The organism is Olleya sp. ITB9, assembly GCF_001315805.1.
Lineage (GTDB): Bacteria > Bacteroidota > Bacteroidia > Flavobacteriales > Flavobacteriaceae > Olleya > Olleya sediminilitoris.
In genome coordinates this window covers 1-16,504 of sequence record NZ_BCBW01000023.1, presented here as the reverse complement: position 1 = coordinate 16,504, position 16,504 = coordinate 1, and the positions used below count along the sequence as shown (strand labels likewise).

General features: G+C 30.1%; 12 protein-coding genes and 1 pseudogene. 2 read left to right on the top strand and 11 right to left on the bottom strand.

What is annotated here, in order from left to right; genetic code table 11:
- Window positions 1–22 precede the first annotated feature (22 nt).
- From ITB9_RS06360 to ITB9_RS06350, 3 genes are all read right to left on the bottom strand, one after another.
- Complete coding sequence (locus ITB9_RS06360) at window positions 23–1,318, bottom strand: amidohydrolase family protein (protein ID WP_054851597.1); 1,296 nt, start codon at window positions 1,316–1,318, stop codon at window positions 23–25.
- A 61-nt stretch (window positions 1,319–1,379) separates the two neighbouring features.
- Window positions 1,380–4,370: an amidohydrolase family protein gene (locus tag ITB9_RS06355; protein ID WP_054851596.1), complete on the bottom strand. Its 2,991-nt coding sequence runs from the start codon at window positions 4,368–4,370 to the stop codon at window positions 1,380–1,382.
- 85 nt (window positions 4,371–4,455) lie between these two features.
- Window positions 4,456–5,523 carry a DUF3810 domain-containing protein gene (locus ITB9_RS06350; RefSeq protein WP_054851595.1) on the bottom strand — a complete coding sequence of 356 codons (1,068 nt, stop codon included), beginning with the start codon at window positions 5,521–5,523 and terminating at the stop codon, window positions 4,456–4,458.
- Between the two features lie 320 nt (window positions 5,524–5,843).
- Between ITB9_RS06350 and ITB9_RS06345 the strand changes: the two genes are divergently transcribed.
- Complete coding sequence (locus ITB9_RS06345; protein ID WP_054851594.1) at window positions 5,844–6,995, top strand: AbiH family protein; 1,152 nt, start codon at window positions 5,844–5,846, stop codon at window positions 6,993–6,995.
- A gap of 281 nt (window positions 6,996–7,276) precedes the next feature.
- Window positions 7,277–8,737, top strand: a complete 1,461-nt coding sequence (locus ITB9_RS06340) for an aminoacyl-histidine dipeptidase (protein ID WP_054851593.1) — start codon at window positions 7,277–7,279, stop codon at window positions 8,735–8,737.
- A 121-nt stretch (window positions 8,738–8,858) separates the two neighbouring features.
- Here the strand turns inward: ITB9_RS06340 and ITB9_RS06335 are convergent, their stop codons facing one another.
- From ITB9_RS06335 to ITB9_RS06300, 8 genes and pseudogenes are all read right to left on the bottom strand, one after another.
- Window positions 8,859–10,673 (bottom strand): S41 family peptidase, encoded by a 1,815-nt coding sequence (locus ITB9_RS06335; RefSeq protein ID WP_054851592.1) that lies wholly within the window; start codon window positions 10,671–10,673, stop codon window positions 8,859–8,861.
- A 63-nt stretch (window positions 10,674–10,736) separates the two neighbouring features.
- A complete protein-coding gene (locus ITB9_RS06330; protein ID WP_054851591.1) occupies window positions 10,737–11,546 on the bottom strand; it encodes an AraC family transcriptional regulator in 810 nt (269 codons plus the stop codon).
- Window positions 11,547–12,387: 841 nt separating this feature from the next.
- A complete protein-coding gene (locus tag ITB9_RS06325) occupies window positions 12,388–12,636 on the bottom strand; it encodes a hypothetical protein (protein ID WP_054851590.1) in 249 nt (82 codons plus the stop codon).
- A gap of 485 nt (window positions 12,637–13,121) precedes the next feature.
- On the bottom strand, window positions 13,122–13,505 hold the full coding sequence (locus tag ITB9_RS06320; protein ID WP_054851589.1) for a hypothetical protein: 384 nt from the start codon (window positions 13,503–13,505) through the stop codon (window positions 13,122–13,124).
- Window positions 13,498–13,779 carry a hypothetical protein gene (locus ITB9_RS06315; RefSeq protein ID WP_148638394.1) on the bottom strand — a complete coding sequence of 94 codons (282 nt, stop codon included), beginning with the start codon at window positions 13,777–13,779 and terminating at the stop codon, window positions 13,498–13,500. Before ITB9_RS06315 ends, ITB9_RS06320 begins: the two co-directional genes overlap by 8 nt.
- A gap of 245 nt (window positions 13,780–14,024) precedes the next feature.
- Window positions 14,025–14,861, bottom strand: a pseudogene (locus ITB9_RS06310) (IS3 family transposase); the annotation flags it as partial.
- Window positions 14,819–15,277 (bottom strand): helix-turn-helix domain-containing protein, encoded by a 459-nt coding sequence (locus ITB9_RS06305; protein WP_054851586.1) that lies wholly within the window; start codon window positions 15,275–15,277, stop codon window positions 14,819–14,821. The gene ITB9_RS06305 and the pseudogene ITB9_RS06310, both read right to left, overlap by 43 nt.
- 644 nt (window positions 15,278–15,921) lie before the next feature.
- A partial coding sequence (locus ITB9_RS06300; protein ID WP_054851585.1) for an SRPBCC domain-containing protein occupies window positions 15,922–16,504 on the bottom strand: 583 nt, incomplete at its 5' end.

Below are 16,504 nucleotides of genomic sequence, written 5' to 3'. Positions count from 1 at the left end.
ATTACTAAAACTGAATACACCTTTAGTTTTTCTTATACTTATTTGAGTAACGTTTGTATAATTCTGTTTGATGCGTTTCTAAACTTACATCACGACCTTGTATAAACGCTTTGTCAAGTTTGTTGGTTCTCATATCTAAAGCATCACCTTCACTTATAAAAAGGGTTGCATCTTTACCAACTTCTAATGATCCAACACTATCATCAACACCTAAAATTTTGGCAGTATTTAATGTAATTAAACTTAATGCTTGCGCTTTGGTTAAACCATGTGCAACAGTTGTACCAGCTAAAAACGGTAAGTTTCTAGTATTCATACGTTCCATATCTCCAGCGTTTTCTAGACCAACTAAAACACCACTATTTACTAATTGTGTTGCTAGTTTATAAGGTAAATCATAATCATGATCGTCTCCTTTAGGTCTAGAGTGTACACGTTGTAATAATACAGGTATATTGTGTTGTTTTAATAAATCACTAACATTATTAGCTTCATATCCACCAACTATTACAAGGTATTTTACGTTTTGCGTTTTAGCAAAATTAACAGCGTCTGTAATTCCTTTTTCATAATCTACATGTACAAATAGTTTTTTACTACCATCAATTAAACCATGTAAAGCTTCAAAAGGTAAGTCTTTAGGACTGGTTTTGTTGGCATTGTATGCTTTACTTTGTGCAAAGTAATTGGATAGTTCTTCAACTTCTTTTGAGTAGTTTTTGTTTTCTTTTAAAACATTAGGTTCTCCTAACCACCAACGACCTCTAGAGTAATTTCTTGGCCAATTTAAATGTATAGCATCGTCTTCTTTAATAGCTGCATCTTCCCAGTTCCAAGCGTCTAGTTGTACAACACTTGACGTACCAGAAATGCGTCCACCTCTAGGAGAAATTTGTGCCATCAAGACTCCGTTTGGTCTCATAGATTCAACTATTTTTGACTCTGTATTATAAGCAATTAAGCTTCGTATGTGTGGATTCATTGCACCAACTTCGTCCTCGTCATCACTTGCTCTAACAGCATCGACTTCTACCAAACCTAATGTCGAGTTTGGTGCAATAAAACCAGGATATACATGTTTACCTGATGCATTGATCACATTACCTTTTCTTGCAATTTTTGTATTAGCACTTCCAACAAAGGTTAGTTTACCGTTTTCAAATATTATTAATGAATTTTCAATAACTTGACCATTACCTATGTGTGCTGTTGCACCTTCAATTGTAATGGCTTGAGATTGTTTGTCTCCTGGTGTTTGCTGGGCAAAACTAATTACCGAAATCAACAACGCAAGGATTAATATATTAAGTTTTCTCATGATTTATTATCGTTTTTATTTCCGCTTAAAGCGAAAATTTATGAGTGTGTTTTTCTGTTTACTAATGGATGTGTTGGTGATCAATAGAGTCACAATGCAGTAATTCTTTCTCCTTTTTTTCAATAGGTTTTGTTTTTAAACCTTTGTTTTTAGCATCAAGCATTAACATTGTTAATTCGTTTTTCTCTTTTTTGATAGCCTCTCTAAGTTCTGCATCACGTTTTAAATCAAAATAAACAGCACCTTCAATGATTGTTTTTTCCGCTTTAGCGTAAATAGATAAAGGATTATCTGTCCATAACACAACATCTGCATCTTTACCAACTTTAATACTACCAACGCGATTGTCAATATGTAATAGCTTTGCAGGATTTAAGGTTACAAACTTCCAAGCATCTTCTTCACTAATGTCTCCATATTTAACAGATTTTGCAGCTTCTTGATTTAGACGTCTTGACATCTCTGCATCGTCACTATTAATAGCGACTAAAACACCTGCATTATGCATGATTGGTGCATTAAAAGGGATAGCATCATTAACTTCATACTTGTAAGCCCACCAGTCAGAAAATGTAGAGCCTCCAGCACCATGTTGTACCATTTTGTCTGCGACTTTATAACCTTCTAAAATATGTGTAAAGGTGTTGACGTTAAATCCAAATGCTTCACACACCTTCATTAACATATTAATTTCGCTTTGTACGTAAGAGTGACAAGAAATAAAACGTTCTTTATTTAAAATTTCTGCAATAGTTTCAAGCTCTAAATCTTTACGGTAAGGTTTACCGCTTTTTTTAAGTGCGTCATATTCTTTTGCACGCTGGAAGTAGTCTGTAAAAACTTGTTCTACACCCATTCTGGTTTGCGGAAAACGTGTTTTAGCATTGTCTCCCCAATTTGATTGTTTTACATTTTCTCCTAAAGCAAATTTTATAAATTTAGGACTGTTTGTGTACACTAAGTTATCGGCTTTTTCTCCCCATTTTAATTTAATAATTGCTGAGCGTCCACCAATTGGATTGGCAGATCCATGTAAAATCTGAATACTTGTTACACCTCCAGCAAGGTTACGGTAAATGTCTACATCTTCTGCATCAATAACATCTTCAATAGTAACCTCTGCAGTACTGTTGTGTCCAGCTTCGTTTACGCTTTCTGTAGCAATATGGGAATGCTCATCAATAATTCCAGCTGTTAAGTGTTTACCTGTTCCGTCAATAACAGTTGCATTACTAGTACTTAGATTTACACCTATTTTAGCAATTTTTCCGTTTTTAATTAAAACATCAGTATTTTTTATAATGCCATCCTTTTCATTGGTCCAAACCGTTACATTTTTAAACAATAACGTTTCTTGTTTAGGAAGGTTTTCTGTACCATAAGCCATGTTAGGGTAGGTAACAGGATATATTTTTGGTGCGTCTGTTTTCTTATTCTTTTTATCTTTTTTACCACCTTTTTTGTCTTCTTTATTTTGTTTGCTAGCAAAAAAGGTTGTTTCGTTTCCGTTTGGATAATAGACTTTACCATTTAAAGTGTTGGTGTTAGTAACGTGACTTACAACTCTAAAAAACTCTTTTTTGGTGCTGTCCTGTGTTGCAAATGTTAGTTGCATCCAGTTTTTATCAAAACTAATTTTTCCGTCGTACGCTTTAGTTTCGGTTTTAACCTTAGATTTAAGTTTTTCAATATCACCAGTAATTTCTAATTGGTAGTCTGTATTGTCTAAATTAAAAGTATAATTACCACGTAAATCTGTGGTATTCATGTCTGTTAGTTGGTCTTTAATACCTGTAATCCAGTTTTCATAAATAGTAGTTTCTTTATCAAAAATATCTCCAGAGGTAATTAAAAAGTTAGCATAAGCACCAGATTTAAGATGTCCTAATTCTTTAGATTTTCCTATTATACTTGCAGGAACAGAAGTTAATGCTTGTAATGCAGTAGTTTTATCTAAACCATATTTTATAGCTTTTAATAGATTAGGCATTAATTGTTTTGCATCTTTTAACTTATGTGTTGTTAAAGCAAATGTGATATTGTTTTCTGCTAAAATTTTAGGATTAGCAGGACTTTGGTTCCATGCTTTTAAATCTTCCAAACTAACAGATTGTGCTAATAATGGATCTTCCATATCATAAGCAACCGGAAAATTTATTGGTAACACAAATTTTGCATTTGTATTTTTGATGTCTTTAATAAGTTCATACTCATCTCCACCACCAACAAATACATATTGTATACCAAATTGGTCACCTAATTTGTCAAAACGTAATGCGTTGACTTTTTTTCCAGCATCAAAAAACTGAACCAGATTTTTGTTAGCTATATAAGCCTCTAAAGCTCTATCTTTTTCTTTAATATTACCTTTAGCATACCAATCTGCGTCATGATTAACTTGACGTAATAAAGCCATAGTACCCATTAAAGACGTTGGGTAAGCTTGTCTTGAGGTTCTACTTTTTGAAGTACTAGAAAACTGTCCCACTTTTTGGTCAAGTAGTCTAGTAGCATCATTACCATTAGCAGCAAGAGTAACTAAAACTCCAGTCCCTTGGATAATACCATCATCAATATGTGAGGTTACAACACCAAAACCAGCTTTACGTAAAGCCTCTGCTTTTTTGCTGTCAAACTTAAAATGATCTACAGCGTTTTGGTCAGGTCTAATGTGGTCATTCCAATAATAACCTTCACGACCAGCATCATACTGAGGGTTTCTTCTGTTACCAGGAGTACTGCTTGGTTTTTTAACACCAAAATCAGAATAAATATCAATAAAAGAAGGGTAGATAGTTTTACCAGAAATATCAACAACAACAGTATTTTTAGGGATAGTAACATTGTTTCCGCTAGAGACAACTTTACCGTCTTTTATTAGTAACGTTCCGTTTTCAATAACTTGATTTGCAGTAACATAAATTTTAGCATTTGTAAATGCAGTGTAATTAGAAGTGTTAGTTTTAACACCATCATTTTTAGGTACATACTCCTGTGCAAAAGAAAAATAACCACACAGTAGTAGGCTTAATATTGCCCATTTTTTAATCATTGGTTGATAGTTTAAGGTTGTTTAAACCTTAAATATACGCAATAGCCAATATGCTAAACAAACGCTAAAAGCTATTTTAACGTTTCTATAAGGTTTTATTTTCTAAATAATTAACTAATAAAGCCACCACATAGCTATAACTATCCATTCCTTTAGATTGATTGTTAGCTTTTAGGTAAGTGGTATAGGTAGATCTAAAAAATGGTTCTAGCGGATTCATATACTTTAGCCAAAACTGTCTGCTTTCCTGAAAGTTTTTTATAATCCCTTTATTTATATCGGCTAATAATGTATCATACAAATCAGGATCACGTCTATAGACTTCACCCAAACAATGTCTTAATCCAAAAGTGTAACCAGAATACTTAAAATACATGTTTTGATTACTAATAGTCGCTAAAAAAGCGATAAAATTAGCTTCGTTTTCTTTTGCATAGCCTAATTGATGTGCTACTTCATGAGCAGAAGTCGTTGGGTATTTGTATACAGGAATAAGGTAATTAACCTGAGCTTCATGTGTTAAAGGATTAAAATAACCAGCAAAACCCATATACGCTTGAGGATAACTAAATAGTGATTTTTTTAAACTCTTAGGATGATAAGCTAACTCTGGAAAATCATTTTTTAAAACATCGTAACTTGTTGGAGTTAACTCTAAAATTTCAGATCTAGTAAATGGTAACACCACTTTAATACTATCATTTTTAACAATATCTAAATGTAAAGCGTTTGATTTTTTAATAAGTTGTTTGGTAACCTCTATTAGTTGTTGTGTAGAGTAGTCGTCTTCAAGATCTAAAGTTTTATGTAAAGCAACTCTATGATAATTTAAACCCCAAAGTAACTGAAAAGCAATAAAAATAATACTAACAGTAGCACCAACATCCAATAACCAGTTGACAGTGTCTTTCCAGATGCGTTTAAAATTTAGAATTAACCAACGGATTGCATAAATAATAGAAAAACCTAAAAAGACATCACCAATACTAAAGGGTATCCATCCTAAGGTATATCTAAACAATTTAGCTATGTAAGGATAGATGCCTTTACTGTAAATAACTTCGACTGTTTCAGGATAATTAGTCGCTAATTTTACAACAATGTACATTGGTATTATTAGTAAGACAACCCAAAGTTTTTTGTTTTTAATCATAACTCAAAAATAATTAAAAATTAGGACCAATCACTTAGGTTTATTTAAAAGGTTTCTACCTGCTGTCCGTTATATCTTTTTTTGCAAAAAAGGATGCCACTACTATCAGGAGTAGCGACTAAGGTTGTTTTGTATTTGTAATGGTATAATAAGTAGTTTAAAGATTTGAAAATCAGATGTTATTGAGCTGAATAGTAAAGCAGAATCAATTTATATTTATACATTTATTGTTTATATGAATAATTACTATAGTCATTGTTTAGAGTTGTTTATAAGTATGACTTTAAGTACAAATAAAATTACAAAGAATAATTAGATTTATGAGAGAATCAAAATTAGAGTTTCAACCTAAAAAGAAAGTCGTTAATAAATTAGTATTAGTTGGTAATGGCTTTGATTTGTCATTGGGTTTAAAAACACGATATGAAGATTTTTTACTCTGGTATTTTAAGAGTTTTATAATTAAGAGTTTAAAGAAAAGAGGTGATTTGAGAAATAAAAAAGGAGACTTGTTGTTTAGTTTTAATGATGATGAATTATTTACTTTTTACAATAAAAGGAATTATTCGTTTGAAGATAAAAACATACTTTCATTTGCTCATGACATGGATAGTTATCAAAAAATTAAAGATTACATTTTAAGTGGTCCTCACAAATTTAATTACGAATTTAAATCAAAATTATTAGAAAAAAATTTTAAAGATTCAATAGATAGTTGGGTTGATATTGAAAATGCATATTTTGAATTATTGAAAGATTGTTTAAAAGGGAAAACAGACATTGAAATATTAAACAAAGAGTTGAATCAATTAGAAAAACTACTTCATCAATATCTAAACCAGTTAGACTATACTAAATCGCTTGACTTTGAATTATCAAAAAAATATATTAATCAATTAACTTCAAATATAAGAGAAACTGATATAATTGATAAATTAAGGAAAGGGCAAAATATAAAAACTGATGTTATATTTTTCTTGAATTTTAATTATACTAAAACAGTAGACAATGTTATAAACGCATCTAAAATCAAAAACTTAAGGAGCTCTAAAAATATTATCGTAAACCATATCCACAATAGTTTAGAAGAAGAGTCTTTAGTTTTTGGGTATGGAGATGAAATGAATGAAGAATATAAAAAAATAGAAGAATTAAATGATAATGAATTTTTTAAAGGAATTAAGTCTTTTAAGTATGCGGAAAATGGAAGGTATAGAGACTTGTTAAGGTTTTTAAATTCAGAAGATTATCAAGTTGTAATTTATGGACATTCCTGTGGTTTATCAGATCGAGTAATGTTAAATGAAATATTTGAACATGAAAATTGCAAGTCCATAAAAATCCATTATTATAATAAAAATGAATTTGTAAATAAGACAATGGATATTTCTAGACATTTTACAAATAATCAAATGATGAGAAAGAAAATTGTAGAATTTAATGAAGATGACATAATGCCACAATCCGTTTAATTTAGACAAACTATATGAACACATATCTAGAAAAATGAAAGAATTAACGCTTCTGCTTCCTGAAAAAAGTATTGTTTTATCTTAAAAATATAAACCTATTTATATTACTATTAGTCGTGTTGATGTTTCTAACTTTCGCAATGTATATGGTTTTGAGTTTTATGGGTTAAAACATTACGTCGTATTAAAAAAGTTGTTTCACCCAATATTATTTCTAAGTTAAAAAGGTTTCTAAATGCCTATTCAATTTGTACTTTTGTACTTCAATAAAAACAACACAAATGAGTCAAGACGTTAGGGCTTTAGAGCCAAAAGCATTATGGAATAAATTCGCAGATTTAAACGCAGTACCAAGACCTTCAAAAAAGGAAGAGCGCGTTATTAAATTTATGAAAGACTTTGGGACTAATTTAGGTTTAGAAGTTATAGAAGATGAGGTAGGAAATGTCATTATTAAAAAGCCAGCAACTGCAGGTATGGAAGATCGTGTGACTATTGTAATGCAATCGCATTTAGATATGGTTCACCAAAAAAATGCAGATACCGATTTTGATTTTGACACACAAGGTATCCAAATGGTTGTTGAAGGTGACTGGGTAAAAGCAAAAGGAACAACGCTAGGTGCAGATAACGGATTAGGTGTTGCAACAATAATGGCACTTTTAGAAAGTACAGACATACCACATCCAGCTATTGAAGCTTTATTTACTATTGATGAAGAAACTGGTATGACAGGTGCAATGGGATTAAAAGGTGGTTTGTTAACTGGCGGAATCTTATTAAACTTGGATACAGAAGAAGATGACGAGATTGGTGTTGGTTGCGCAGGAGGTATTGACGTAACTGCAACAAGAACTTATGAGCAAGAAGAAACACCTGAATTTAAAATAGGTTTTGAAGTAAAAGTAAAAGGCTTACAAGGAGGTCATTCTGGTATGCAAATTCACGAAGGCTTAGGTAATGCTAATAAAATAATGAACCGTTTATTATTTGATGGTTTTGAAAATTTTGGTTTACGTATCTCTGAGATTGATGGAGGAAGCTTACGTAATGCTATACCAAGAGAGAGTAGAGCAGTAGTTGCTATTGATGCTGTGCATGAAGCAGCTTTTGTAAATGATATGCAATTATTAGCAGATAGTATTAAAACCGAACTTAAAACCATGGAACCTGATTTGGTTGTTGAGGTATTAAAAACTGAAACTCCAGAGTTTATCATGGATCTTGGTGTACAAGAAGGATTAACACGTGCAATTTATGCTGCATTAAATGGCGTGTATCGTATGAGTGCAGATATTCCTGAATTGGTAGAGACTTCTAATAATATTGCACGCGTAATTGTTAAAGATGGACATGTAAAAATAGGATGTTTAACGCGTAGCTCTGTAGAAAGTAGTAAAATGGATTTAGCAAATACACTACGTGCAGCATTTGAGCTTACAGGTTGTGAGGTTGAGCTTTCTGGAGATTATCCTGGTTGGACACCAAATATGGATAGCTCTATATTAAAAGTGTTAGATAATTTATATCAAAAACTAAACGGAGAAAAAGCACATATTGCTGCCTGTCACGCAGGATTAGAATGTGGTATTTTAGGACAAAATTATCCAGATATGGAAATGATTAGTTTTGGGCCAAACATTAAAGGCGCACACAGTCCTGATGAGCGTGCACAAATATCGTCTGCTCAAAAATACTGGAAGTTTGTTTTAGAGATATTAAAAGAGATACCAAAAAAGTAATCTTTTTAAGTCCTGTTACATAACATAAAAAAGCACAATCATAGAATTGTGCTTTTTTTATTTAACTTTTATTATAAAACACTAACTACCCTAAGATAATATATATTGTTAGGCAACGTTTTTATTTTTGTGTTTTCTTTTTTACAAAATCAAAAGCAAAGTTTAACTGTGTGTCTTTATTCTCCATAAAATCTTCGTGATTTTGCACTATTTCAATATCAGGTATAACACCATTTCCAAATTTTTCTTCTGCTATCTTAATGACATCTTGCTCTAAATTTACCACAGAAAAACTTAATTCAAGTTTAGAGTTTGGCAATATATATAACACTGGGAAATGTCCAGTATGCCCATAATATGCTCCTCCAGTTTCCTCTCCAATAATAGTAGCCCTTTTATCACTTTTAATATGTGCTGCAAAGTGAGAAGCAGCAGAAGCAACAAATGGATCTATTAGTAAAATAAAATGTTCCTTATAGTTATTTTTATTTGGTTTCCAAAGTGGATTGAATTTACTATTTTGGTAATATTTTCCATTTTTAAAGTCATCAACATAGTCATTTAAAATTTTTTCATTGTTTTGAACTGATCCTATATAAAATTCAGGAAAAGGTATTTTGTTAAACAAAGTGTATGCACCTATATTTTCTTTTACACTTCTATTACTTAAATAACTAGTAAGTAACATAAGGGCATCACCACTGCCTCCACCATTTCCACGAATATCTACAATTAAGTTTTTTTTGTCTTTTAGGGAGATAAAAACAGAGTCTAGAAATAATTCGTACTTTTTAAAACTTTCATTCCCTTTTTCTCCTAGATCAAAAGATTTGATAGATAATACTCCAACGTGTAAACTGTCAATATATCGATATTGATAAGCATCATTTACTTTTGTGTCATATACTTTAGAGTGTCTTTTATTATAATTTTTCAAGTAATTATTAAAATTGATACTTTTTAAGACTACAGATGTAGTTTCGGTATTATATTTATAGATTATATTAAATTCATTTTTTTCACCATAAGCATGATAAATGTATAAAGGCGCCCAATTGGTTTGAATAAAATTATATTTGGAGGTTTGATTTATACCATCTGTACTTCTATATTTAGAAATCTGATTTGAAAAATCTGTTGCTTTTATTCCATTTACACTTAAAATTTCTGCTCCAGCAGGAATGTTATTATAATTAATATTTGAATATAGTTTTCCGTCGATGTATTTTATAGGAATAGGAAAAAAAATATCCTTTCTATACAATAGTGTTTTTAAATATTTGGGAAGCCTTAAATTATTATGACAACTTCCAGTATAGTCTATTACATTCCATACTAAATTGTAAAATTCTTGATATGTAGTTTTATTATTTATCTTGTTTTTGTTAACAGAAAATACACTATCTACTTCTTGTTTTGAATAGTATCTATATAGTCCAGAGTTTGCTTTTTCAAAAATAGCTTTAAAAGTGTTAAAATCTTTTAAATAATCTGATTTGTCTAAAGTGATTTTAGTGTCTTTAGAAACTTCAGATACAGCTAAAGTGTACTTTCCTTTTGAAGTATTTTTATTTTCGTTAAGTGGTTTAATTAAAAGTTTGTATTCATCTTGATTTTCACAATAAAAATAAAATTGTTCAGATCCATAAGATCCATTTGGACTATTTTTTTCTTGTAAAATTTCATTTTTACTATTCATTAAGTAAACGACTACATCTATTCCTTTTTGATATATTGTAAAAGAGTAAAATTTATCTTTTATTAATTTTAAATCATGGGTGATTGAGTCTTTATTTGAAATATTAAATTCCTGACTAGGTGCATCAATAGATATTATATTGTTATTGTTTTTACAGGAACAAAACAAAAGTATAAGTGAAGTAATAAGTAGTGGTATTTTATACTTGTAAGACTTGTAGTTATTTGCTTTTTTCATTTGAAAATTAATTTTTTCAAATCTAAATTTATTATTTGATAAGCATTTGTATAATCTTGGTCGTTATGCTTTTTTTGAGATACTTTCCTTATACTTTTTAGGAGAAATACCAATAAACCGTTTAAAAGTTTTAGAGAAATGTGCTAAGTCTGTAAAATTATACAGATATGCAATTTCGGTTAGTTCTAAATTTGTATGAATTAATTTTTTGCTTGAAAAAACTTTTCTCATTAAAATATAATTCATAGGTGTCATACCAGTAGTTAGTTTAAATTTTTTACTAAAACCAAACTTATTTATGTTTGCTTGTGATGATAGTTGATTTAAGCAAAATTTATCTTGAATGTTAGCTTCAATATATTGGTTAATTTGTTTAAAATTATCAAAATTTAATCCTAAATATTCTTGTTCATTTTCTATGGCACAGAATTTTAAGGAATTTATGAATTTGGATAAATGAATTTCAATAAGTTTGTTATTTTTTTTCTGCAAGGCACTTTTTAATGACAAAAATAAATGTTTCACTTTTTTGCTTTTAATACTCTGTTCTGTAAACTTGATGTTTTTACCTTTCATTATAAACTTTAGCACTTCTTTTGGAACATAAATTGTGTCAAACTTTATATGAGATACATTATCTATTATTGGATTTGAATGTATTTGATAAGGATTAACAATTGATAGACTTCCAGCTTCACTAAAAACACTTTGATTTTTAAAATCTATTTGATTTACTCCTTTGTAAACAAGAGAAAAACAAAAAGTCTCGTGATAATGCTTTGGGAATTCAGTTGTTTGGTTTTCTATAGTGATACTTTCTATAGTATCGAAAATCATTTCTTTTTTTGATTGTTCTTTAATCTTATTCAACATGTAATGAAAATGATTATGTTTTAATAAATTATTAGAAATTAAATGAAGTTAATTGAAAAAAGTAATACAGTCATATTGTTTGTTAATTTGAAGTTTGAATAATTAAAAATGATTTAGAAAAGTACAATTTTTAATGTTGAATTTAAATATTTGTAAAAAAATAAAAGTTTTTTGTTTAAAATTAGATGCTACAAAAAGCACAGTTTTAAGTTTATGCTTTTTTTGTTATACTCTATCTGGATAGTGGGTTGTTTATTGTTTGTTAGATGATTTAAGCATTACAGTTAGTTCTTTCTAACCTAATATACCATTTGATGGTATATTAAGACTAGGCTATTACCGATTAAATTAGATATATGCCTCTTAACGTTATATACTTTAATTGTGACTTTGTTTATTAAGATTACATCTTACTGCCTACTTTTATTTATGCTATATACTTGCTATAAGTATACTATAACTACGCTATAAACTGTATTAAAACATTTGTTATACCTCTGTTTTACATGTGTTTATACTGGATGTGATGTTGTGTCAAAACAGACGGAAATTATTCCTTTTTCTAGGAGTTTTAAACGGTATTAAATTTAATTGTCTGAATGAAAGTCTATTGCTTGTAAATACAACAAGTCTTGCAAAGCAATTTACAATCGGTTAATAGTCACAAGAAAGTACAAAAAGGGATCATAGCATCTGTAATACGCTATTAAAAGGGTTTTTGCTATTGCAAAATTAGGTTTAAGTTATGATACTAATTACAGAAGTGTTTTATTGAAAAATTAATAAGATTTTACTTGTTTTTTTACGACAGTACTTTGTTCTGGTGTCGTTTTTTTTACTTTTAATAGTCAAATTTATAAGAGTTTGTTGTTTTTATTTTTGTCCAATTTTTAAATTCGATATTCACATTTACTTCTCGAGTTCCGTGAATTTTTTCTTTAAACTCAAAGTTTTCTTGATATGAAATTCCATATTTATTTAGGACTTCATCCATTTTATTCTTTTCCAGTTCCGCTTTTTTATATTCTCTTCTATATTTATTCAGTTTAGAGTAAGCAGCTGCCAGAAATGAAAATCCAGCTCCAATCATTCCAATTTTCACGTACCATATATACAAGCTAAATATTTTCCAGTCAGATAAAAAGTACCCAAGAAGTATTAAAAGAAAACCAATAAATGTTGTGCCATAGAAAGTCAGATGTGTTGATTTTGGTTTCTGCGTATTATTTCCAATTCGAGATTAGCAATTTCTAATTTTTCTTGAAATTTTTTTATCAAGTGTAATTTTTGAGCAAGTATTATTAAAATCAGGTTTTTTATTGGTCAAATTACAAGTCAATCCTTTTTCAAGACTCGTTATTTGGTTTTCGCATAAATCACAATGTCGTGAAAAATTCATTAAAATTTCAGTTCGGTTTAAGTCAGTTTTTGATTCCAGCGTTCGTTTTGGTAAATGTACCACAACGGTTTTGTGTATGGTTAGTTGCGTGTTTCAGCAACTAATTTAGTAAACAAAAACGAACGCGAGAAAATTCCGAAGGAATTTTCCAAATAAGCAACGACCAAAGCAATTAATTATACACGGTGTTGTGGTGTCGTTTTTAATTTTTCTATCAGTTTGTCATTAAATTCAATTAGTTCAACAATTTCGGAATTCCAACTGTCCTCAATTATTTCTCCAAAACCTGTGTAAAAAACATCCCAATTGAGATTTAGACTTTTTCCAAGTTCAACTATAAATCCGCTCAAGTCATTTCCTTTATTTTGTAATTCTTCCATAAACCAATTCCCAAAACCGTTAGCAGATTCTAATTCACTTGAAAATGATAAATAATATTTTGGAACTTCATTTTCGTAAATTATTATTTCATTATACTCTATTTCCAAAAAAGGAAAAAATCTTTCATTTCCTCTTTCCTCAACTAAATAAGATTCCGTTTCGAGAGTTATTTTATTCATCTTCTATCTCAAATATTTTTCGAATTTCTGGATTAATTTTCTGCCATTTGATTTTGTCTTTTTCAGTCCAAATTTCAGTTTTGTTAAACACACTTCCAGTTTTCCAAATCAGACCAGATTCAATAGCTTTTATGTATAATTCATAACTTTCGTTAATTGTAAGTTTTGAGAAAGCCCAATATTTCCATTTAACGATTTTAAAACTCCACCAAATCCAACCAATACAAACTGCAAGAAAAATAGTAATTGCAACAATATAATCAGCCTTTTCCAATTTCAGAATGTTCGAAGTAAACCAATTTGCTATTAATCCACAAATAATAACAAACGAAACTAAAGGTCCGTAAACCGTAATCAATCCTTTGTTTATTAATTTACTTAAATTCAAATTTTTAGTGTGTTTTTTGTTGGTTTGTATTATACTGATATAGGTTGACTCTTTTTAGTTAATATTTAGACGTTCAAAAGTTTTTTTTATCCGTTTAGAATGCAAAAAAAAAGTTTGAACTAGGTTTGTTCTTAAATTGTAAGTTCAGGTAAATTTACATTATTTTTTCGGTACGACTTGTATTTGATGTTTGGATTGAGATGGACATCAGCAGGTTTTCTGAGATCCAGGCTAAAATGGGTTCTTAAATTGTTATAAATATAGACTGCTTGTTGTGTCATTTTTTGTGCTAATTGAGTGTTTTTAATGGTTTGTTTTAATCCATATTCATATTTAAGCGTTCTATTAATGCGTTCAGCAACAGCGTTTTCATAAGGGTCGTATTGTTCAGTCATACTCATTGTTATTCCGTTACTTTCAGCAAATTCTGTGTATTTGGGATTGCAATATTGAAACCCTCTGTCGGAATGATGAATAAGCTTTTGCTTAGGATATTTTCTGTTTTTAATAGCCATAGCAAGCGCCTCTTTACAAAGCGATGTTCTCATATGGTTATCGAGTTTATATCCCATTATTTGTTTAGAATAGGCGTCTGTGACTAAAGCTAGATAGTTGTGTCCATTTTCTGTTTTAATGTATGTTATATCGCTAACCCAAAGTTGTTCTGGTCGAGTAGGAACGTGGTCTTTTACCAGGTTCATATATTTTTTGTACATATGGTTTGAGTTTGTCGTTGTGATGTAATTTTTAGTTTTAGGAATCAAAAGATTATTTAGTCTGAGGAATCGATAGAACTTGTCTCTACCAATTTTAATGTCAGCGTTTATAAAGTCCTGTTTTAGTTCTTTATGTAGCTTAATACCACCGGTTTTCGAGCCTACTTTTTTACGGTAGTCCTTAACCATTTTGATTACTTTTTGATGGTCTACTTCTTGTTTCTGTTGGGTTTTGAGTCTTTTGTAGAAGGCTTGTTTAGATAACCCAAAACATCCATAGAGCCATTTTCTTTTATACGCTGTTTTTTCTTTAGCTCTATCTCTTTTGCTAATGTTTTGGGCAATGACTTTTTTGACATATCGACGCCTGTAATGAGTTCCATATCAGCAATAATATCTTGTTGGAAGTCTTTTTGAAACTCAAGTTCTTCAATTTTTTCCTTTAACTTTTTAATTTCATCGTTTTTACTCATACCCGTATTTTGTTGTACTAAGGTACTGTATTTTCTTAACCAATAGGAAATAGTTGTTCTGGGAACGTCGTATTTTTTGGAAGCTTGGTTGTTTGAAATCTGCCCATTTAAGATTTGGTCAACGACTAAAAGTTTGGTTTCTAAAGTGGCTTTTTGGTAGCTTTTTTTTCGCCAGTGTTCATTTTGTGTTTTCATAAGTGACTGTAATTAATTGCTTAATTTTTAGTCAACCTATTTCAGGAAAGTTCAGCTCACGCATTAAAGCTAACGTGTTTGTGCATGGTTTGATTGCGTAAATTTAGCGAAAAAAAACTTAAAAAAGACTATCTTTTGATTTAGCGAGGTTTTTCCGCAGGAAAAACTATTTAGCAATTAAATTATGCATGGTGTTGCAAGTAGTAGTTTTTTCAGTTTTTAATTGATTTTCCATAAATTTGAGCTTTAAGTAAATAAATTCGCAAATATTTTCAATTCCATAAGCAAGCTAAATTCCGCAAGAGTATTTCAGTATTCAATTCCTATTTTCACAACACTTATAAATTCAGTTTGAGTAAATTTCCACAAAGTTGCTCAAAATCGGTTCTGCTTTTTTTTCACAATTGAGTAAATTCCAACGTTTTATTTTCAGCATTTTACTCCGCAATATTCTCCCTTTTTAAATACTGATTTATTACGTCTGAGTGATTTCCGCTATTACTTGCAACGTTAATGTGTATGGCTCGTTGCGGAAAATCAGCTATGATTTTCCGCCGTAACCGAAAGATAGCATAATGCAATGAATTCCGATTAGGAATTCAGCCGCAATGAGCTATACACGGTGTTGCCCACAGTTTTTTATTTCACTTCTTTTTTTCCAAGTAAGCGATTAGTTTCATTAAGGTCTTTTCATTGGCTGGAATAAAATAATTCATTAATGAAAGGTATTTCGGATTGTTTTTATATCCAATTCCGAATGATTTAATGTTGGTATCTCCGTTTTCTAACTCGTCAAAATAAATCACATTGAAAAAATCTTTGGCATCATCTTTCATAAATTCGGGGAAATTATCGGTTATTTCCGCTTGTAAAGTCAGAAGTCTTTTTGGTACGTAATTTATGATGTGAGTAATAATTGTAGTGCTATCTCCAATTTTACCTTGTTCATTATAATTCGTTTTGATATGTCCACCAACTTTTAGGTCAACTTCCGCAAGTGGTACAGCCCAATTTTCCCATCCTTTCTTAGTTGTGTATGCATTCCACACCGAATCAATAGGAGCCTTTACAGTCAATTCTTGGATTAGCACTAATTCAGGTGTTTTTGTTGAATCAATTTTCGATATTACTCTTTTCTCTTGTCCAAATGTGAATTTGGTCAGTGATAACAAGCAAAGGATGAAAAATATTTTTTTCATATCAGTCAATTTATTTCGTAGGTGTTTT

Bases quoted from the DNA above. Each gene is read 5' to 3' on its own strand.
- ITB9_RS06360 (WP_054851597.1), bottom strand. From the start codon at position 1,318: ATGAGAAAACTTAATATATTAATCCTTGCGTTGTTGATTTCGGTAATT.
- ITB9_RS06355 (WP_054851596.1), bottom strand. From the start codon at position 4,370: ATGATTAAAAAATGGGCAATATTAAGCCTACTACTGTGTGGTTATTTT.
- ITB9_RS06350 (WP_054851595.1), bottom strand. From the start codon at position 5,523: ATGATTAAAAACAAAAAACTTTGGGTTGTCTTACTAATAATACCAATG.
- ITB9_RS06345 (WP_054851594.1), top strand. From the start codon at position 5,844: ATGAGAGAATCAAAATTAGAGTTTCAACCTAAAAAGAAAGTCGTTAAT.
- ITB9_RS06340 (WP_054851593.1), top strand. From the start codon at position 7,277: ATGAGTCAAGACGTTAGGGCTTTAGAGCCAAAAGCATTATGGAATAAA.
- ITB9_RS06335 (WP_054851592.1), bottom strand. From the start codon at position 10,673: ATGAAAAAAGCAAATAACTACAAGTCTTACAAGTATAAAATACCACTA.
- ITB9_RS06330 (WP_054851591.1), bottom strand. From the start codon at position 11,546: ATGTTGAATAAGATTAAAGAACAATCAAAAAAAGAAATGATTTTCGAT.
- ITB9_RS06325 (WP_054851590.1), bottom strand. From the start codon at position 12,636: ATGATTGGAGCTGGATTTTCATTTCTGGCAGCTGCTTACTCTAAACTG.
- ITB9_RS06320 (WP_054851589.1), bottom strand. From the start codon at position 13,505: ATGAATAAAATAACTCTCGAAACGGAATCTTATTTAGTTGAGGAAAGA.
- ITB9_RS06305 (WP_054851586.1), bottom strand. From the start codon at position 15,277: ATGAAAACACAAAATGAACACTGGCGAAAAAAAAGCTACCAAAAAGCC.